Genomic DNA, 18,323 nt, shown 5'->3' with positions numbered 1-18,323 from the left:
TTTCAGTACTTTTACAATTCTAAAAAATGTGTTTTGTCAAGTTCAAATAAGCAGGCCGGCAGTTTAAACGAAAAAGCTGGAATTTCATCTCCCGAAATCACCAACGCATCGGCTATCAGCCAAATTAAAAACAAACGCAGACAGCAGCCATCTGCTGAAGAACTGATTTCAGGAATAATTTCCGGAAACCGAACAACCTTAAGTCGTGCCATTACTTTAATCGAAAGCACAAATCAGGACCATACTGAAAAAGCAAATCAGGTAATTAAAGGATGTTTGTCTGAAGCCAATAAATCAATCCGAATAGGAATTACAGGCGTTCCTGGTGTTGGAAAAAGCACTTTTATTGAAGCCTTCGGAAAACATTTAACTTCATTAGGAAAAAAAGTGGCCGTATTAGCGGTTGATCCAAGCAGTTCGCTTTCTCACGGTAGTATTTTAGGTGATAAAACCCGTATGGAAGAATTGGTAAAAGATGAAAACGCTTTTATCAGACCGAGTGCTTCCGGGGAAACTTTAGGTGGTGTGGCCAGAAAAACCCGTGAATCAATTATCCTTTGCGAAGCCGCAGGTTTTGATGTCATTATTATTGAAACAGTTGGTGTAGGCCAAAGCGAAACGGCAGTTCACAGCATGGTTGACTTTTTCTTATTACTAAAAATATCCGGTGCGGGAGACGAACTTCAGGGTATCAAACGCGGTATTATGGAAATGGCGGATGCGATTGTAATCAACAAAGCTGACGGAGACAATATCAAAAAAGCAAATCTGGCCAAAATTGAATTTAACAGAGCCTTGCATTTATTTCCTTCTAAAAAATCAACATGGCAACCAAAAGTGACGACTTGCAGTGCCATAACCAAAGATGGGATATCAGACATTTGGGAAACAATTTCTCAATATTTTGAATTAACCCATGAAACTGGATATTTTGACGAAAAGCGAAAAGAACAGAATCAATTTTGGATGATAGAAACCATTAATGAACATCTGAAATCAGACTTTTTCAACAATCCGAAAATTCTTTCCCAATTAGACGAAACAAAAAAAGCGGTGCAAAATAATGAAATATCACCTTTTGCAGCCGCTCAGATATTATTAGATAAGTATAAAAAAATATAACCTTTTCTATTTTTTGTACAGAAAATTTTATTTCTTCAACGGATATTCCCTACTGAATTTTTAGCCGTATCGTGTTTGGTTTTCAAACGTCTTGCTTCTAATGGAATCCCAACATTTGTTGGTGTTTCTAATGTTGCTTTAGAATCTGACGCAGAACTGGATTTAACTGTTTTTTCTTTTACATTTTTGCTATCCTGAGCTTTTACACCAGTTAATCCACATAATACAAATGCTACTGTAAAAATTGCTGTCTTAAAATTTTTCATATCGATTTAGTTTTAATGATTTATAGATAGATACACAAATTCATTTTTTGTTACCCCCTTCTTTGACTTTTAAATTAAAAAACACAATATGAAATATTTAAATCCGGATCTATTTAATTCTTTTAACGAATGTTTCCTACTGAATTTTTAGCAGTATCATGTTTCGTTTTTAAAACGCCTTTTTCTATTGAAAAAGCCATTCTGACCTGGGTTTTTAAAGTGTCTTTCAAACCCGAAGTGGCTTTTTCAACAATAACAAAACTTAATTCATATTCACCATCAGGCAGATCGAATACAGTTTCATTTGCATTATCCTGAATTTTTAAAACTTTATTTTCAGAATCGGGTTTTGCTGCTTTTCCTGTCGCTGCATAAGAAGCTGCAGCTGCTCCTCCACCACTTCCTGCCAAATTACCCACACTGGAAACGGTAGCCGAAATAACAGACCCTCCAGGCATGGCACCACCCAATAAAGAGGCTCCCTGCCCTACAGCATTGCCCGCCGCATGCAAACCCTGATTGACTTTTTCGCCAAAAGCAGCGGATTCACTTTTACTTAATTCCTTAATACTTTTATCTGCTGTATTGACTCTGTACCCTTCATTTGAAGAAAATAAAACAACACATCCGCCTTCAACTAAGGTTACATTTATTTTTCCGGCATTTACTTTTTCTCCAAACGTTGCTCCCTGTGTTTGTTTTGCAACTGTAACATTCATCGAAATTCGATTTGGCATTCCGTTATTTATGCCATTTATACTGCTTTTGTGTGCAGATGCTTCTAAAGTGCTTTCTGAACCGGAAATGGTTTTAGTGGTTTTTACAATTTTGCTGTCTTGAGCATTTACATTTAACAGGCAACACAAAACTAATGTTGCTGTAAAAATTGCTGGTTTAAAATTTTTCATAACGATTTAGTTTTAAATAATTTATAGATAGATAAACGAAGTTCCTTATTTGTTACCTTTAATCTCCTAAAAACACACCACAGAACGCTAAAAATCAACATATTAAAGTTACAACTATTTCGTTAGACTATTATTTTAATTGTTAGTTGAATAATATCAAAAGCAAAAAAAAGCTGCTAAAGAAAAAATCATCTTAGCAGCTGTGTATTATTTTTATTCTCCTGAACTATTTCGTTCTAAGCTTATACTTATTTTCTTTATATAAATTTCCGGCAGTTATAACGTGTGCCAAGGCATCTTTTGCTAATTCTTCGTTTAATTTTACAGGAATTAAAGTTGTATCATTTTTGATTTCGAATTGCAGCGGTTTCAAATTTGGCTGCATAATGACAACCTGATTTTCGACTCTGAATGCATTGATATCATTAAACTGCATGATAGATCTTCCTTGTGTTTTTGCATCTAATTGATTTAGATTTCTTCCAACCATTGGAGTTTCAAATGATATCCCCAAATAACTTAATAATGTTGGCGGAATATCAATTTGGCTTGCTAATTTAGTGTATGAAACCCCTTTTGGAACTCCCGGTCCCATTATTAAAGCGGGAATATGGAATTTATTAATCGGCACTAAATTCTTTCCGTAGGTTCTGGTGTTATGATCTGCAATCACAATGAAAATCGTGTTCTTGAAATAAGCCTCTTTTTTAGCCATTTCAAAGAATTTCCCAATCGAAAAATCAGCATATTTCATCGCATTGTTGACGGTTGCAGGTTTTTTATCATAAGGCTGGATTCTTCCCGCAGGATATTCAAAAGGTTCATGATTAGATGTAGAAAACATCAAAGAAAAGAATGGTTTGTCTCCTTTAGATTTAAAATAATTATTTGCTTTCGTAACTAAATCCTCATCAGAATAGCCCCAGGTTCCTTTGAAAACATATTTATTCCCATCAGATTCAAAATCTTCCTGATCCACAATATCCTGAAATCCATTTCCGTTAAAAAACGAAGCCATATTATCAAAATTTGCCATTCCGCCATAAATGAAACTTGTATCATACCCTTTATGTTTTAAGGCATCTGCCAAAGTAAAAAATCCCTGTTGCGAATTTCCAAGCTTTACTACACTTTCAGAAGGAGAAGGTAAAAATCCGGTAACAACTGCTTCAATTCCACGGACACTTCGGGTTCCGGTACAATACAGATTTGTAAATAATAAACCTTCTTTCGATAATTTATCAAATTCAGGTGTTAAAGGTTTTCCGCCAAGAATTCCAACATATTCAGCTCCTAAACTTTCCTGAAGAAAAATGACCAGATTATAAGGCTTTTTCAAAACAGAATCCGGCTGCTGCACATGCAGAAATGGAATTTCAGCATCTGTAAAATCATTTGGTCCGGCAATCATGTATTTTTTTACACGGGCAATGGCTTCGGCTTCTTCCATTTTACCATACATTTTGGTATTTCCTTCGTTTTTAATCGAATAGGCTGCAAAAGCAACGGTATAAAAAGAGTTCAATCCTAAAGTATTGGTAAGCTGATCTGTCGAAAAAACAGCATTACTGGCATTAATTGGACGTTTTGAAGTAAGACTTGAACGCGCTCCAAAAAACAATACAAAAGCAACCAACGGAAAAACCATTAATTTGAATTTGTATTCTGTGCTGGTTGTATAAAAATATTTCTTTCCTTTTTTAAAAGCAAAATAGATGACAACTGCCAAAATCAGGAATGTTACGATGATAGAAGTCAGATAACTTTTCAGAAGCATTCCGACAACTTCTTTTGGATAAATCAGATAATCTAAGAAAATCTTATTCGGACGTGTATCGTATTGTTTTACAAAATCCGGTGAAGCCAATTCTACAAAAAGAATCAGAAACAGGAATAAAAAACTGTAAATTACCAAAAAAGAATTGGTAAACTTTAGCCATTTATTTGGTAAAAAAGTAATTAAAACAGCGGGCAGAAACGACAAATAACAAAGTAAAATTAAATCCATTCGAAGACCGATTGGAAAAATATACCAGAAATCAGGCGTTTCGACAACCCTTTCTTTAAAAATAAAAAATAAAAATATTCTGCTTAAGGTAGTAATGAGCAATCCGATTGCTATAAAACTGAAAACGGGTTTTAAAAAACGTAAATTTTTCATCAGATAATTTTGATTGGTTCAGGGTAGAGACGCACTGCAGTGCGTCTCTACTCTTCGTAACGATTTATTTCGCGATCGTAAAAATCATTTGCTTTTTCGATTAAACCTTCCATTTCTGCATTTAATTCAGCTTCATCCAGATCTTCTGCTTCTTCCAGAAATTCTACCTCATCATCTTTTAAATTGATAATAAATCTTGGGTAATCAAGGTGAATGATGAAAATATCATCTGGAAAATCAGTATTATCTCCAAGTAAAAATTTAGGTAATTCCATGTTTAATTTATTTTTTAGGTTTCAAATGTAGTTATTTGAAAGTTAATTTTTAATTAATTTTTTGGTTAAGTAATTAAAGCGGATGTACAGAAAAAGTGCTGCAGAAGTTAAGCCCGCCAAAAGCCCGACCCATACTCCGGCTGCTTTCATAGAAGTGTATTCTCCTAAATAATACGAAATTGGAAAACCGATAACCCAATACGCGACAAAAGTAATGTACATGGGAATTTTTACATCCTGTAATCCGCGTAAAGCCCCCAGAACCACAACCTGAATCCCATCAGATATCTGGAACACTGCCGCAATCAGCAATAATTTTGAAGCAATTTCAATTACCTCTGTATTGTCTGTAAGCTGTATTGTGTTTTCCATATTCAAAAAAATGTGTGGTAAAAACTGGTGAAAAGCTACAAATACAATTGCAAAAACACTTTCTATGATGATCGCCAGTAAAAAAATAGAGCGTGCTACAACTATTAATTTTTTATAATCCTGCAGTCCCCTTTGATTGCTTACTCTGATCATCGAAGTCACGCTTAAGCCCATCGCAAACATAAAAGTCATTGAAGCCAGACTCAATGCGATTTGATTTGCTGCCTGACTGGTTCTGCCAATATTACCACATAACCAGATAGAAGCTGTAAACAATACGACTTCAAAAAGCATTTGCATGGCTGATGGAAAACCAATGCTCACTATTTTTTTTATTGTTTCTTTTTTAATTTCCTCAAAACTGAAATTGCTGAAGAAATGCTTTAAATCATTTCTTCTTGAAAGCATGATGTGCATGAACATAACCAGAAATATTCTAGAAATTACAGTTCCTATAGCTGCACCAATAATTCCCATTTTTGGAAAAATCCAGATTCCGTAAATCAATACATAATTCATCCCTACATGAAGTACATTGGCCATTACCATAGCATACATCGAATATTTTGTCAACGACAGTCCGTCTGCAAATTGTTTGTAGCCCTGATACATTATTAACGGAATAAGAGAAAAAGCAACCCAGTCCAGATAAGGTTTTGCAAGGGCAATAACTTCGTCAGGCTGATGCAGCATCTCCATTATTGGTTTTGCCAGAACAATGACTCCAAAAAGGACTAATCCTAAAATAGTACATAAAAACAATCCATGATGAAAAGCAGAACGTATTTTAGTATCATTTTTCTCGGCATCACCTTCTGCAACAATAGGTGTAATGGCTGTAGAAAATCCAATCCCTAACGACATCGCAATAAAAATCATACTATTTCCCAAGGAAACTGCTGCCAGTTCAGTACTTCCTAATCTGCCTACCATTATGTTATCTACCATACCTATTAAGTTATGGCCAACCATTCCTAAAACAACAGGATATGCCAGCCTTAAATTATAGGAAAACTCTTTTGTGTACTGCTTTAAATTCACTTTTAATCATTTTAGCCTGCAAAGATAATCAGTTGCTTTGGATTCTGTAGAAATATTGAGTTTTAATGGATTTAATAATTGCAAAAGCAAAAAAATCCTTACACCATTTTAACATCTTAATCAAACATTAAGAATAAAGTGAATCAAATATTTTTGGTCAATATTAACTTAAACACCAATAAAACAAGGGATTCACAACATTTTACTATTACCTGAAATTTTAACAATATTCACATTATGTAACGATTCCTGAAAATTATATAACGACTTACCACTACCTCAAAACTACTTTTACAACATAGTAATTAAAAAAATACAAGCATGAAAAATTTACAAAACATCCGAATTTTATTTGTTGCAGCCATTGCAATTTTTTGCACGACAACTACATCTGCGCAAACTGCAGAAAGCTCTAACTACGATCAAAAATTTAAATTAGGATTTGGTGTCAGCGGTGGAATTCCGACAGATGGGGATGACTACGACTGGGCTCTTGGTGGTGATGTAAGACTTCAATATGATTTATCCAAAAGAACTTCGTTAACACTTACTACCGGTTTTACTAATTTGTTTGTTGGAGATGATGTTCCTGATTTAGGATTCATTCCTGCAAAAGCCGGTTTTAAAGCTTTCTTCTGGGAAGATCAGTTCTATGTTATGGGAGAAGTAGGTGCAGGTTTTGCTGTAACTAATGATTATAACGAAACTTCACTTTTATGGGCTCCAAGTATTGGTTATGCTGGAAAACATATAGATGTTAGTGTAAGATATGAAGATTATGACAAATTCAATACCAATCAGATTGCACTTCGTGTAGCGTATGGTTTTGAATTGTAAAATAAATTAGAGTTATTTTTATTTTTTTTTGGTGAAACCCGACAGATTTTTAAAATCTGTCGGGTTTAGTTTTTTTTATACTTAGGAAAGAAAACCAAGTAATACAATTATCTAATTATCACATTTTCTAATTATCTAATTCTTCCCGCCCAATTCCTTTTTATACATTTCAATATTAGCTTTAATTTTATCGTCAAGTTCAGGTTCTTTAATATCCGTATGTTTCTGCATTTCTTCCCAAATAATTTTTGCTACAATATAGCGTGCCATTTCTTTGTCGTCTGCAGGAATTACATACCAGGGTGCATAATCTGTCGAAGTTTTATTAATTGCTTCTTCGTAATATTTTTGGTATTCTTTCCAGTGTTCCCGCTCTTTTAAATCTCCGGGTGAAAATTTCCAATGATGTTTTTCTTCTTCCAAACGACGTAACAAACGTTCTCTTTGCTCCTCTTTGCTCAAATGCAGATAAAATTTCATCACGATGGTTCCGTTTTCAGCAATGTGCTTTTCAAAATTATTGATTTGCTTAATTCTTTTTTTCCAGAATTTCGGTGTAATATCATCAACCGAATTGATTCCCGGTAAATTCTCAGCCAAAACATACTCAGGATGCACACGCGTTACCAAAACATTCTCGTAGTGTGTACGATTAAAAATCGCAAACTTCCCTTTCTCCGGCAGAGCAATATAATGTCTCCACAAATAATCATGTTCCAATTCGGTTGAATTTGGTGTTTTAAAGCTGTGAACCACAACTCCACGCGGATTAAATTCCTTAAAAACTTCCCGAATCAGACTGTCTTTTCCGGACGTATCCATTCCTTGCAGGCAAATCAAAACGCCATATTTATTGTGCGAATACATTACATCCTGCAAATCACTCAGTTTCTCCTGAACTTTATCCAGTTTCTCTTCTTTTTCATCATCACTCGCTTCAATATCAAGCAAAGTCGGAATCCTGGATAACTTTATTTTGTCTGTAACTTTAAAATCTTTTGGATCTATTGATTTCATTTGTATTAATTTATTGTTATTGGTCACTTATCTTATCGCCTTCAATTTTGTTTATACAAAGGTTTTATCAGTAGCGATTTCATATTTTAAATTTTTTTGTGTCATAAATATACTATTTTTACGAAGCATATTCCTGCTATCCGTTACAATCTTTTGCCTCGCTAAAGAAGCGGGGCAAAAGGATTTTCACTTCTATCAGGGCTAGGCATTAGTTTTCAAAACAACATTTCATGGAAAAATTCACATTAGAAATACTATTTCAAATCATCGGAATCGGTTCTGCATCCGGATTATTTTTCAATAATAATTCACTTTACATTATTGGCGACAACAGTGGGTTCTTATACGAATACAACATGCAGGATCAGCAGTTAAGCCATCATCCTTTAATTGATAATCCGTCGCAAAATATTCCGAAAAATATAAAACCCGATTTCGAATCCATCACGCATCATAACGATACGCTTTATGTTTTTGGTTCCGGTTCTACCGAAAACCGAAATAAAATGATTGCATTCGATCTCAAATCGAAAACCATTTTACAAAAAAATAATCTGGTTGATTTGTACGCCCTGATGCAAAATTTTGGTGATATAAAACCGCAAGATTTCAATCTGGAAGGCGCTATTTTTGATGGTGAAAACTGGTACTTATTCAACCGCGGAAATGGAATCTCAAACAAAAACACCATTTTCACCATCCATGCCAAAAATCTTGGTGAAGAATTTGCTCTGATTTCTGTCAATTACAAACTGCCGAAAATAAAAGGGGTTCGTTCCAGCTTTACCGATGCTGTTCTGGTCGAAGACAAAATTTATTTTCTCTCCACCGCAGAAGACACTAAATCAACTTACGATGACGGCGAAGTTCTGGGAAGTTTCATTGGAAGAATAGATCTCAAAACCATGAAAATTGATTTTACTCAAAAAATAACGGCAACCAATAAATTTGAAGGTTTGACTCTCTACAAAAAAGAAAATAATAAAATCGAGTTTCTGCTTTGCGAAGATAATGATACGGAACTATTGGAAACTAAGATTTATAAATTGACATTACCGGTCAAGTAAGACTATTTCTATGAAAAAAACATTTCTTTCACTAATAGTAATTTTCATTCTTTCAATTAGCGGTTATCTGTTTTACGACTTTAAAATAAACAATGCAGAAAAAGACAACTTAGAATTTACGAGTATAGAAGATTTAACACGAAAAGAATATTCCAAAACTTTATCCCCAAAAAATTTAGATCCAAAATCGTTTATTATACTTTTTACAGAAAAATATAAGAAGCATACAAAGTTCAATTGCATAAGTATGGCTGGAGAATTTCCTGAAGATTGGGTTAAGCCAAAAGATGTCGAATATCTAATTTCCATCATGCAATCTAAACAAAAGTGTTGCAGTTATATGAATATTTTTTCATCTTATTTCCCTGACGATGAAGCTGAAATTGGCGGTTTTGCAATTATTTTTTTAAACTCTTATATTTCTAACACAAAAATAAATTTAGGTCTTGCATGCAGTCCTAAAACAAATACAAAAGAAATTCAAAAAATAGCAAAATGGTATAACAATTTAAATCATAAAAATTAAACAGATATTTTACTTTGCGAATCTTCGTGTATCCTTTTGTGAATCTCTGCCAAATAACTTCTACAAAGGTTCACAAAATATTTCCACAGAGAAACACTAAAATAATTGCATTTTAGACGCACTGCTGTGCGTCTCTACGAACAACTATTAAAAAAAACCAAACTTTTTTCATACTCGTCCCAACCTTTTTCCCTTTTTAGTTCTCTTTATAATTAAAGACCAGAATTGTGATAAACGAAACGCTAATTTCTAACTGCAAAAAAATGAACCGTGATGCCCAGCGTCAGGTTTATGAGCACATGGCTCCAAAGCTTTATCGTGTTTGCAAACGATACCTCAAGAAGGAAGAAGAAATCGAAGAAGCCCTTGCCGATGCTTTCTACACCATCTTTACAAAACTGAACCAGCTTAAGGAAGAAAAAGCCTTTGAAGCCTGGTCAAGAAAAATTACCGTTAATCATTGTTTGGCAACTATTAAAAAGAACACCAATTTCAATATGTATCTGGATGATGTAAAGGTTTTATCGCAGCCTTTTACAGATGAGATCAGCACATTAGAAGAAGAAGATTTACTCAATTTATTAAACCACCTTCCAGACGGCTGCAAAACTGTTTTCAACCTTTTTGTCATAGAAGGTTTTGGACACAAGGAAATAGCCGAAATGCTGAAAATCTCGGAAGGCACTTCAAAATCGCAATTAAATGCCGCCAAAACAAAACTGAAGGAATTAGTAAATAAATTGTATTATCAAAAAGCAAAATAGTCATGGACAATCACGATAAAATATTCGATAAATTTAAAGAGGCCGCACACAACTCGGAACAGAAAGATTTCCCGGGAATGGAAAAGATCTGGTCACGTGTTGAAGATAAACTGAACAAAAAGGAAGACAAAAAAACCATTGCATTATGGAAGAAAATTGCAGTAGCAGCTTCTTTTCTGCTATTAATTTCCCTTGGATTTCAATTTTTAAAGTCAGATAAAAATGCTGTAAATGAGATTCCAAAAGTGGTTATTCAGGAAACTGAAAAAGCTCAAAAATCCGATTTAAATCCAAAAAGCGAAACGTTTTCTTCTGACTCAGGAATTGTCTCTAAAGAAGAAGCGATTAAAATTATTGAAAATCAGGCAAAAAACAAAGAAAGTGTCGCTATCCAGCAAGCAACCGGAATGGGATCCAGTGTTCAATTTATTGAACCGGTGGTTGTTTCTGAAATGACTCCCGAAGCTATTGCAGCTCCCCCCTTAAAAGAGGAACTTTTTGAAGAAGACAATACTATAGTTTCAAAAAAAGAAACCAGTGAAGAAATGGGTTATTCTTCAAAATTTAAAGAAAGAGAATCTGCAAAAGTCGCCTTTGCAGATAAACAAGAGCATAAGGCTAAAAAAGCAGCTCCTTTAATTGTACTGAACGGAAATGCAATTTCTCACAGCAATGACGCAAAAAGAGATAAAATGATGCAGGACGAACTTCCTAATTTAAACCCGGAAAATGTAGAATCCCTTGTTGTTCTGGATGAACCTTTATACATTATTGACGGAATCTATTATTCAGAAAATGATTTATTTGGCACAAACCCTACAAGTCCTTATGCCCCTTTAAACAAACAGGAAATTAAAACCATTACGATTCTTCAGGATCTGGAAGCCACAGAAAAATATGGCGAAAAAGGCCGAAAAGGAGTTGTGATTATTACTACCAAAAAAGGGAAACCAGCTTTAAAAAAATAACTAAAAAGCTTTCAATTTAAAATCTCACTATCATGAAAAAAGTAAAACTTATTTCATTAGTCCTTTCTATGTCTATATGTTTCATATCAAAAGCACAGGAAAAAACTATTATTAAAAAACCGGAAAATCGTGTTTCCGAAATAGAAACAACTTCAAAATCTTTAATCAAGGCAAAAGACACAATTTGCGATGTGAAAGTTTTTTCAAATTTTGTTCAGTCTGGTACTTCAACTAAACGAATTGTAATATGTGCGCCTTCTAATTCTGTTTTCAAAGAACCGCTGTTTATTTTGGATGGGGACATCATAAACTCCAATCAATTTTCTAAAATAAATCCGAATGATATTAAAGAAGTAAAAGTACTAAAAGGTAATGATGCGACTTCACTTTACGGAAATCAGGCTATAAACGGAGTTGTCGTTATTATATCTAAAGAAAAGAAATGATTATAAAATCTCTCACACGACATTTTAATCATTCATTAATATTGATTCATTAACAAAATTATTTTTACATTTGAACACCTTAAAGAAGTTAAAACTACAATCTTCAAAAAGTCTAATATCAATCAAATTTCAAACAAAATTTCATGAACCCAATTTTAAATCAAAATCTTTTCTTAGTCAAAGAACATATCGGAATGCTTAAAGCATCAAACAATTATGACATTTACAATCCTGAAACCAATCAGATTATTATGAATTGCCGCGAGAACAATCTGGGCTTTTTTACCAAAATGTTACGCTTTACTGATTATAAGAGAATGACGCCTTTTAATGTTGAAATTACAACAGCTTTGGGCGAAAAGCTGATTTCAGTAAAACGTGGTATTGCCATTTTTCGCTCTACTGTTGAAGTTTTTGATGAGAAAGACAGATTAATTGGAACCTTCAAACAAAAGTTCTTTTCTTTTGGAGGAAGATTTGAAATACTGGATAAAAATGAAAAACCTGTCGCAACACTTCAGGGAAAATGGACCGGCTGGGATTTTAAATTTACACATGAAAATAAACAGCTTGCACAAGTAAATAAAAAATGGGCAGGATTAGGTAAAGAGTTTTTTACCAGTGCCGATAATTATGTATTACAAATTGAAGAAACAGTAGCTGCAGATTCTCCGCTCAGACAATTAATTCTGGCTGCTGTAATGTGTATTGATATGGTTTTGAAAGAATAAATAAAAGCTGTTAAACTTAGATTAAGAAAATAAAAAAGCATCTTTTTGGTAAGCAAAAACTGTATTTTTGTAGTACTGAACAGATGCTTTTTGCATTTCTAAAAAATATAATCATGACTAACTTGAAAAATAAAAACGCCCTGATTACAGGAGCCGGTAAAGGAATTGGAAAAGCGATTGCCATTGCTCTGGCAAAAGAAGGTGTAAATGTAATATTAGTTTCAAGAACACAACTCGATGTTGAACAATTAGCCGTAAAAATTGAAAATTTTGGGGTTAAGTCATTAGCATTAACTGCAGATGTTGCTGACATAAATTCCGTAAATTCAGCAGTAGAAAAAGCTTTGGCTGAATTTAAAACTATTGATATTTTAATCAATAATGCCGGAATTGCTTCTTTTGGAAAATTTCTGGAATTAGAACCTGATGAATGGGAAAAAATTATTCAGGTAAATCTAATGGGAACATATTATACAACCCGTGCCGTATTACCGAATATGATTGAAAGACAAACTGGCGATATCATCAATATTTCTTCAACTGCGGGATTAAATGGTAATGCATTAACGAGTGCCTACAGTGCCTCTAAATTTGCAGTTTTAGGATTGACAGATTCTCTAATGCAGGAATTGAGAAAACACAACATTCGCGTTACAGCTTTAACACCAAGTACAGTTGCAACTGATATGGCAAAAGACTTAAACCTGACTGACGGAAATCCTGAAAAAGTAATGCAGTCTGAAGATATTGCAGAATTGATAATTGCCCAGCTCAAACTGAATCGCAGGGTCTTTATTAAAAACAGCAGTATTTGGTCTACAAACCCTTAAATTAAAATATAAATTCCAATCGGCGAAATTCTAAATTCCAATTATTTTACTTAACTTAAAATTGGAATTTGAAACTTGACTTTTAGAATTAAAAACAAATAAGAATGGAACAATATTTAAGACAATTGGTTTCAATTGCATTTACAGATAAAAAAGAAATCTTCACCGGATTTCTCATTGATTATTCTGATGACTGGATTTTATTGAGAAACAATCCTGTTGATTTTATAATTGACGGCTTTATAATTCTGAAAAATAAAAATATCGAAGCAATCGAAAGAGATGAAGAACTTGAATTTAACGAAAAGGTAATTCGCCTGAAAGGTTTAAAAACAAATGCCGAAGACATCATTCCGATTAAGGATTTGAGTACAATTCTAAATTATATTCAAAACAAATATGGTATTTTTCAGATAGTAAAAAAATCACCTAAATCAGTTTATTTAGGAAAACTCATTGAGATAAACGACGAAATACTAACCATTGATTTCTTAGACATTAGAGGTGCTTTTGGCGGGGAGCTAAATTTTAACCCCGAAAAAATCAGAGTAATCGAATTTGACACTGATTATGTCAACTCATTAAAACTCATTTCAGAAGAAAACGAGAAATAAAATTTCACTATAAAACAAAAGCCCTTTAGAAATAAAGGGCTTCGTTGTTTTTGTCACACTGAGCGGAGTCGAAATGTTTAGTTTTCATAAAGTTCTCGACTTCGCTCGAACTGACAAATATGTAAATTTAATTTTGACTTTTTAAAACTATGCTTCTGCTAATTTGTTTAAAAACTCCAAACGTACACTTCCGTCTTCATCAATTTTAGTCAAATTGATTTCTTGCAAAGTATTCACCAATTCAGGATTCCATGGTGTTTTTACTTTCACATAGTTTTCGGTAAAACCATGAATGTATCCTTCTTTATTTTCACCTTCAAATAAAACAGTCCTGTTGGTTCCTAACTGGCTTTCGTAAAAAGCACGGCGTTTTTTAACAGATAATCCACGCAGCATTTTACTTCGTTTTGCCCTTACATTTGCAGAAACGACACCTGGCATATCAGCAGCTTCTGTATTATCTCTTTCAGAATAGGTAAATACATGTAAATAGGATATATCCATGTCATTCAGAAAATGATAGGTTTCTAAGAAATGTTCATCTGTTTCGCCAGGAAAGCCTACAATTACATCAACACCAATACACGCATGCGGCATTACTTCACGAATCTTATTAACCCTTTCTGTATATACTTCTCGCAAATAACGACGCTTCATTAATTTCAAAATATCATTACTGCCGGATTGCAGCGGAATGTGAAAATGCGGTACAAAAGTGCGGCTTTTAGAAACGAATTCAATGGTTTCGTTTTTAAGTAAATTAGGTTCGATAGATGAAATTCGCAAGCGTTCGATTCCTTCTACTTTATCTAAAGCCTGTACCAGATCTAAGAAAGTATGCTCATGTTTTTTATTTCCGAACTCCCCTTTTCCATAATCACCAATATTTACTCCTGTCAGAACAATTTCTTTGATGTTCTGAGCAGAAATTTCTTTTGCATTCTGTAATACATTCTCTAAAGCATCACTTCTTGAAATTCCTCTTGCCAACGGAATAGTACAATAGGTACATTTATAATCACAGCCATCCTGAACCTTCAAAAAAGCACGAGTTCTGTCTCCAATAGAATAACTACCAACATAAAAATCTGCTTCGGCAATTTCACATGAATGAACCTCACCCATGTCGTTTTTGCTCAAGTCATGAATATAATCGGTAATTTTAAATTTTTCAGTAGCTCCCAAAACTAAATCTACACCATCTACAGCTGCTAATTCCTCAGGTTTCAATTGCGCATAACAACCCACAGCGGCAACAAAAGCCTTTTCATTAAGTTTCATTGCTTTTTTTACGACCTGCTTAAATTGCTTATCAGCATTTTCTGTTACAGAGCAAGTATTGATAACATAAATGTCTGCTACTTCTTCAAAATCAACTCTGTCAAAACCCTCATCATTAAAGTTTCTGGCAATTGTTGACGTTTCTGAAAAGTTCAGTTTGCAGCCCAGCGTATAAAAAGCAACTTTTTTTCTATTTTCCATAGGAATGTACTACGTTTTAAGTAGTAAGATTATTATATTTACATCTTTGATTAAAGAGTTTGCAAATTTACACACAAATTTCTTTAAAATAAAATCAATAATCAATTATAAATCAATACATTGAATGAGACAGGCATTTATTCCTGTTTAAATAAAGTAAATTGAATAAAAAGTTAAAGGATTTAACCTGATCAGATTTTGAAAACAGGGTTTAAAGGTTGAGAAAAGAAAAAATGAAAGAAAAAATCGACAAAAAGCAAAAAAATCCGATTAAATACATAAAATTAACATTGGAATTAATTTTTTCTTACATTTTTCTTTGCTGACATTAATATTAAACTTAAATTCACACATCGAAATTTTATAAAGAAAATTAAATTTTAAAAATACGATTATTAGATTTTCAACGTTTAAAATTTTCTAATCACAATGGGAAAGCCGAAAACCAAATTAGAGTAGGCATTTTAAAAAAAAATAAAAACTATATGAAAGCATTTTTCCCCACGATTTGCTTAATCTTTTTAACCATCTTCACACAGGCACAAACAGCTGCTCCTGCTGCAAACTCAAATCCGTTTCCAACAATCAGTACATTAACAAATTGGGCTAGTTTAAACTCTCAACAACAATTTGACATTGCCATACGTGCTGTTGGATTTAAATTTGAAGTTAAAGAACCGGGAGAAGGATCTACTGCCTATACCTATATTAGAAAAGTAGTTGTTAATGAAGTTAATTATACTGACAGAATCGTTTATAGAATTACAAACACTAATTCTGCTAGTATTATTTCACTTGTAACGGCTTCTACAGATTTGGTAAGTTTATATACTCCTCAATTGACAACTTTTAAAAATAACAACTGTAAAACTGAAATGTCTAAAGACAAAAATACAACTTGCAGCTGTTACGAAAGCGCAAATTTTGCAATTGATCTTTGTGATGAGCGTGTAAAACTAACAATGGGTGATGGAAATAAATATTTTGTTTCTGTAGCTAAAAAATAATCAGGTAGATTTTATAAAATAAAAAAACCGAAATTTAAAGACTTAAATTTCGGTTTTTTTTTATTTGCTTAAAAATAACAATTAAACCAATATGTAACGCTGTACAACCTCAGCAACACCATCGTCATTATTTGATGCTACAATTACATTTGCCCTGTCACGCAATTCCGGTGTTACATTATCAACCCAGACTCCCAAACCAGCATACTCAATCATGGTAAGGTCATTTCCTGCATTTCCAACAGCAATAATTTCGCTTTGATGAATATTTAATTTCTCTGCCAGGATTTTTATACTTGCTGCTTTATCAATTCCGTATTGAGCTGCTTCCAGAAAAAATGGTTTTGACATAGCAACACTCAGATGTGGCATTGCAGCTTTTAAATCATGCTCTACTGCTTTCAAATACGAAGGCTCTTCGAGTAATATACATTTTACCGCTGGTTTGGTAACTGTTGCTTTAAAGTCGGAAACTTTATTGTGGGGCAATCCAGTGATTTCTTTTTCGATTTCTATATACTCTGAATCAGTTTCACTGATAATTTCACCATCAAGATAAGTGATGATGTGCGTTTTCATTTTTACACTGTAATCGTATAAATCATGAATTTGTTCCGGTGTCAAACATTGTTCAAATAACACAAGATCATCTTTAACTGTACTGATTACGGCACCATTAAACGAAATAATATAGGAATCGTTTACATCTAATTCTAATTCTTTCGCGTAAGCAGTCATTGCTGAAGTTGGACGGCCAGAGGCTAAAACCACATAAACACCTTTTGCCTGAGCTTCAAGAAGCACTTTTTTATTTAATTCCGAAATTTTATGATCGTCTGTCAACAAGGTATCATCCATGTCGAGCACTAACATTTTATATTGCATTTTTTTTAGTCCTTAGTTGTTAGTCCCTAGTTTTCAAGTTAAATTGAGTGCTAAAAGACCGAAAAAAAAAATTAAATACTCATTCTAAATTCTTCAATAACCGGATTTGCTTTTGCAAAATCTGTTTCCTGAATAAAAACCTCAACTGCTAAATCTGTTTGCCCAAAACCAGCTAATCTTGCTGATTGGATATTATCTTTCTTTACCGTTTCTACACCAGCTGATTCTAATTTTTCCTGCAAAGCAATGGCTAATACCTCACTTCCTGAAAATACCTTCATTAATCCCATGACATTTTTTTATTTTATTATTATTTTTATTCCTCCTCAATTTGATCCTCTTCTTCGTCCAACTCTTCTTCACCCTCCTCATCCATATCAAAGAAATAAGGTTCTACTAGCATTTTATCTGCTAAAATTTCGATACGCTCCGTTAAGGTTTCAGCAAAAATAATACGCTGTGTTTTAGCAATACTGTTCGAAATACGCATAATTTTAGTTTCATTGCGTAATTTCAAAATTGGATCGGCATCGTCAAGAATAAACATTTTCAAACGATTCACATTATAGCCGGCTGTAGTAAACATATCACTTAATTTATTTGGCGTACCAATTAAAACATCGATTCCGGTAGAAATATAGTTTTTATCATAATCCATATCTCCTTTATCGTGAACACCATAAATTTCAAGATTGGTATATTTTCCGTATTTCTCAAAAAGTTCTACCATTTCCAAAACTTTGGTTTTGTCTTCAACAATAATCAAAGCTCTTGGTGATTCCTCTACTTTTCCAGCCAATTGCTGAATTACATTCAATACAATTGTTGTCGACTTACCGGTTCCGGCAGGAGAAATAATCATACAATCTGCACCGCTTTTAATCGTCGAAAAAGTTTCCATCTGCAATATATTAGCTTCTGTTAAACCGTTTTCAATTAAGCCGTCTTGTAACTTCTCGTTTATTTTTTTTAGTTTCATATTTGATTTTAGATTTCTGATTTTA

General features: G+C 33.4%; 21 protein-coding genes. 11 read left to right on the top strand and 10 right to left on the bottom strand.

Annotated features, from left to right (window positions below):
* The first annotated feature begins 33 nt into the window (after positions 1-33).
* Positions 34-1,122 (top strand): methylmalonyl Co-A mutase-associated GTPase MeaB, encoded by a 1,089-nt coding sequence (gene meaB / locus DMB68_RS00295; protein ID WP_110344702.1) that lies wholly within the window; start codon positions 34-36, stop codon positions 1,120-1,122.
* A gap of 35 nt (positions 1,123-1,157) precedes the next feature.
* Here the strand turns inward: meaB and DMB68_RS00290 are convergent, their stop codons facing one another.
* The 5 genes from DMB68_RS00290 to DMB68_RS00270 form a co-directional block, all read right to left on the bottom strand.
* Positions 1,158-1,388: a hypothetical protein gene (locus DMB68_RS00290; protein ID WP_110344701.1), complete on the bottom strand. Its 231-nt coding sequence runs from the start codon at positions 1,386-1,388 to the stop codon at positions 1,158-1,160.
* A 122-nt stretch (positions 1,389-1,510) separates the two neighbouring features.
* On the bottom strand, positions 1,511-2,296 hold the full coding sequence (locus DMB68_RS00285) for a hypothetical protein (protein ID WP_110344700.1): 786 nt from the start codon (positions 2,294-2,296) through the stop codon (positions 1,511-1,513).
* A 226-nt stretch (positions 2,297-2,522) separates the two neighbouring features.
* Positions 2,523-4,457 carry an LTA synthase family protein gene (locus DMB68_RS00280; protein WP_110344699.1) on the bottom strand — a complete coding sequence of 645 codons (1,935 nt, stop codon included), beginning with the start codon at positions 4,455-4,457 and terminating at the stop codon, positions 2,523-2,525.
* A gap of 47 nt (positions 4,458-4,504) precedes the next feature.
* Entirely contained in the window at positions 4,505-4,732 is a 228-nt protein-coding gene (locus DMB68_RS00275; RefSeq protein ID WP_026984926.1) for a hypothetical protein, read from the bottom strand.
* 42 nt (positions 4,733-4,774) lie between these two features.
* Positions 4,775-6,145, bottom strand: a complete 1,371-nt coding sequence (locus tag DMB68_RS00270; protein ID WP_110344698.1) for an MATE family efflux transporter — start codon at positions 6,143-6,145, stop codon at positions 4,775-4,777.
* Between the two features lie 321 nt (positions 6,146-6,466).
* Between DMB68_RS00270 and DMB68_RS00265 the strand changes: the two genes are divergently transcribed.
* Positions 6,467-6,982, top strand: a complete 516-nt coding sequence (locus DMB68_RS00265; RefSeq protein ID WP_110344697.1) for a hypothetical protein — start codon at positions 6,467-6,469, stop codon at positions 6,980-6,982.
* 135 nt (positions 6,983-7,117) lie between these two features.
* Here DMB68_RS00265 and DMB68_RS00260 read toward each other — a convergent pair whose 3' ends face one another.
* Positions 7,118-7,999 carry a PPK2 family polyphosphate kinase gene (locus DMB68_RS00260; protein ID WP_110346300.1) on the bottom strand — a complete coding sequence of 294 codons (882 nt, stop codon included), beginning with the start codon at positions 7,997-7,999 and terminating at the stop codon, positions 7,118-7,120.
* A gap of 230 nt (positions 8,000-8,229) precedes the next feature.
* Between DMB68_RS00260 and DMB68_RS00255 the strand changes: the two genes are divergently transcribed.
* The 8 genes from DMB68_RS00255 (at position 8,230) to DMB68_RS00220 (ending at position 13,945) form a co-directional block, all read left to right on the top strand.
* Positions 8,230-9,066, top strand: coding sequence for a DUF6929 family protein (locus DMB68_RS00255; protein WP_110344696.1), 837 nt, complete (start codon positions 8,230-8,232; stop codon positions 9,064-9,066).
* 10 nt (positions 9,067-9,076) lie between these two features.
* Positions 9,077-9,592: a hypothetical protein gene (locus DMB68_RS00250; RefSeq protein WP_110344695.1), complete on the top strand. Its 516-nt coding sequence runs from the start codon at positions 9,077-9,079 to the stop codon at positions 9,590-9,592.
* Between the two features lie 263 nt (positions 9,593-9,855).
* Positions 9,856-10,356, top strand: a complete 501-nt coding sequence (locus tag DMB68_RS00245) for an RNA polymerase sigma factor (protein WP_110344694.1) — start codon at positions 9,856-9,858, stop codon at positions 10,354-10,356.
* A gap of 2 nt (positions 10,357-10,358) precedes the next feature.
* Positions 10,359-11,324 carry a hypothetical protein gene (locus DMB68_RS00240; protein ID WP_110344693.1) on the top strand — a complete coding sequence of 322 codons (966 nt, stop codon included), beginning with the start codon at positions 10,359-10,361 and terminating at the stop codon, positions 11,322-11,324.
* 32 nt (positions 11,325-11,356) lie between these two features.
* Positions 11,357-11,770, top strand: coding sequence for a TonB-dependent receptor plug domain-containing protein (locus DMB68_RS00235; protein ID WP_110344692.1), 414 nt, complete (start codon positions 11,357-11,359; stop codon positions 11,768-11,770).
* A gap of 143 nt (positions 11,771-11,913) precedes the next feature.
* Positions 11,914-12,501, top strand: coding sequence for an LURP-one-related/scramblase family protein (locus DMB68_RS00230; RefSeq protein ID WP_110344691.1), 588 nt, complete (start codon positions 11,914-11,916; stop codon positions 12,499-12,501).
* 113 nt (positions 12,502-12,614) lie between these two features.
* Positions 12,615-13,331, top strand: a complete 717-nt coding sequence (locus tag DMB68_RS00225; protein WP_110344690.1) for a 3-ketoacyl-ACP reductase — start codon at positions 12,615-12,617, stop codon at positions 13,329-13,331.
* Between the two features lie 104 nt (positions 13,332-13,435).
* The gene (locus tag DMB68_RS00220) at positions 13,436-13,945 is read left to right on the top strand and encodes a hypothetical protein (RefSeq protein WP_110344689.1); all 510 of its coding nucleotides are present in this window, start codon (positions 13,436-13,438) and stop codon (positions 13,943-13,945) included.
* Between the two features lie 147 nt (positions 13,946-14,092).
* Here DMB68_RS00220 and mtaB read toward each other — a convergent pair whose 3' ends face one another.
* Entirely contained in the window at positions 14,093-15,427 is a 1,335-nt protein-coding gene (mtaB, locus tag DMB68_RS00215; RefSeq protein WP_110344688.1) for a tRNA (N(6)-L-threonylcarbamoyladenosine(37)-C(2))-methylthiotransferase MtaB, read from the bottom strand.
* A gap of 485 nt (positions 15,428-15,912) precedes the next feature.
* On the opposite strand from mtaB, the gene DMB68_RS00210 reads away from it, so the two are divergent.
* Complete coding sequence (locus DMB68_RS00210; protein ID WP_110344687.1) at positions 15,913-16,434, top strand: hypothetical protein; 522 nt, start codon at positions 15,913-15,915, stop codon at positions 16,432-16,434.
* Between the two features lie 81 nt (positions 16,435-16,515).
* Here DMB68_RS00210 and DMB68_RS00205 read toward each other — a convergent pair whose 3' ends face one another.
* The 3 genes from DMB68_RS00205 to DMB68_RS00195 all read right to left on the bottom strand — a co-directional run bounded on the left by DMB68_RS00205 (position 16,516) and on the right by DMB68_RS00195 (position 18,298).
* Positions 16,516-17,319, bottom strand: a complete 804-nt coding sequence (locus DMB68_RS00205) for a Cof-type HAD-IIB family hydrolase (protein ID WP_110344686.1) — start codon at positions 17,317-17,319, stop codon at positions 16,516-16,518.
* A gap of 71 nt (positions 17,320-17,390) precedes the next feature.
* Positions 17,391-17,609 carry a putative signal transducing protein gene (locus DMB68_RS00200; protein WP_110344685.1) on the bottom strand — a complete coding sequence of 73 codons (219 nt, stop codon included), beginning with the start codon at positions 17,607-17,609 and terminating at the stop codon, positions 17,391-17,393.
* A gap of 26 nt (positions 17,610-17,635) precedes the next feature.
* A complete protein-coding gene (locus DMB68_RS00195) occupies positions 17,636-18,298 on the bottom strand; it encodes a DEAD/DEAH box helicase (protein WP_110344684.1) in 663 nt (220 codons plus the stop codon).
* Positions 18,299-18,323 lie beyond the last annotated feature (25 nt).

The sequence above is a fragment of the Flavobacterium hydrophilum genome (genome assembly GCF_003202405.1).
Classification (GTDB): domain Bacteria; phylum Bacteroidota; class Bacteroidia; order Flavobacteriales; family Flavobacteriaceae; genus Flavobacterium; species Flavobacterium hydrophilum.
Note: the sequence above shows the minus strand (reverse complement) of the source record. Positions and strands in the feature narration are given on the sequence as shown.

What these genes read in the sequence shown, in the direction of transcription:
- DMB68_RS00220 (WP_110344689.1), top strand. Translation starts at nt 13,436, where the DNA reads ATGGAACAATATTTAAGACAATTGGTTTCAATTGCATTTACAGATAAA.
- DMB68_RS00245 (WP_110344694.1), top strand. Translation starts at nt 9,856, where the DNA reads ATGAACCGTGATGCCCAGCGTCAGGTTTATGAGCACATGGCTCCAAAG.
- DMB68_RS00205 (WP_110344686.1), bottom strand. Translation starts at nt 17,319, where the DNA reads ATGCAATATAAAATGTTAGTGCTCGACATGGATGATACCTTGTTGACA.
- DMB68_RS00275 (WP_026984926.1), bottom strand. Translation starts at nt 4,732, where the DNA reads ATGGAATTACCTAAATTTTTACTTGGAGATAATACTGATTTTCCAGAT.
- DMB68_RS00235 (WP_110344692.1), top strand. Translation starts at nt 11,357, where the DNA reads ATGAAAAAAGTAAAACTTATTTCATTAGTCCTTTCTATGTCTATATGT.
- DMB68_RS00195 (WP_110344684.1), bottom strand. Translation starts at nt 18,298, where the DNA reads ATGAAACTAAAAAAAATAAACGAGAAGTTACAAGACGGCTTAATTGAA.
- DMB68_RS00200 (WP_110344685.1), bottom strand. Translation starts at nt 17,609, where the DNA reads ATGGGATTAATGAAGGTATTTTCAGGAAGTGAGGTATTAGCCATTGCT.
- DMB68_RS00260 (WP_110346300.1), bottom strand. Translation starts at nt 7,999, where the DNA reads ATGAAATCAATAGATCCAAAAGATTTTAAAGTTACAGACAAAATAAAG.
- DMB68_RS00210 (WP_110344687.1), top strand. Translation starts at nt 15,913, where the DNA reads ATGAAAGCATTTTTCCCCACGATTTGCTTAATCTTTTTAACCATCTTC.
- DMB68_RS00280 (WP_110344699.1), bottom strand. Translation starts at nt 4,457, where the DNA reads ATGAAAAATTTACGTTTTTTAAAACCCGTTTTCAGTTTTATAGCAATC.
- mtaB (WP_110344688.1), bottom strand. Translation starts at nt 15,427, where the DNA reads ATGGAAAATAGAAAAAAAGTTGCTTTTTATACGCTGGGCTGCAAACTG.
- DMB68_RS00265 (WP_110344697.1), top strand. Translation starts at nt 6,467, where the DNA reads ATGAAAAATTTACAAAACATCCGAATTTTATTTGTTGCAGCCATTGCA.
- DMB68_RS00255 (WP_110344696.1), top strand. Translation starts at nt 8,230, where the DNA reads ATGGAAAAATTCACATTAGAAATACTATTTCAAATCATCGGAATCGGT.
- DMB68_RS00225 (WP_110344690.1), top strand. Translation starts at nt 12,615, where the DNA reads ATGACTAACTTGAAAAATAAAAACGCCCTGATTACAGGAGCCGGTAAA.
- DMB68_RS00285 (WP_110344700.1), bottom strand. Translation starts at nt 2,296, where the DNA reads ATGAAAAATTTTAAACCAGCAATTTTTACAGCAACATTAGTTTTGTGT.
- DMB68_RS00250 (WP_110344695.1), top strand. Translation starts at nt 9,077, where the DNA reads ATGAAAAAAACATTTCTTTCACTAATAGTAATTTTCATTCTTTCAATT.
- DMB68_RS00230 (WP_110344691.1), top strand. Translation starts at nt 11,914, where the DNA reads ATGAACCCAATTTTAAATCAAAATCTTTTCTTAGTCAAAGAACATATC.
- DMB68_RS00240 (WP_110344693.1), top strand. Translation starts at nt 10,359, where the DNA reads ATGGACAATCACGATAAAATATTCGATAAATTTAAAGAGGCCGCACAC.
- DMB68_RS00290 (WP_110344701.1), bottom strand. Translation starts at nt 1,388, where the DNA reads ATGAAAAATTTTAAGACAGCAATTTTTACAGTAGCATTTGTATTATGT.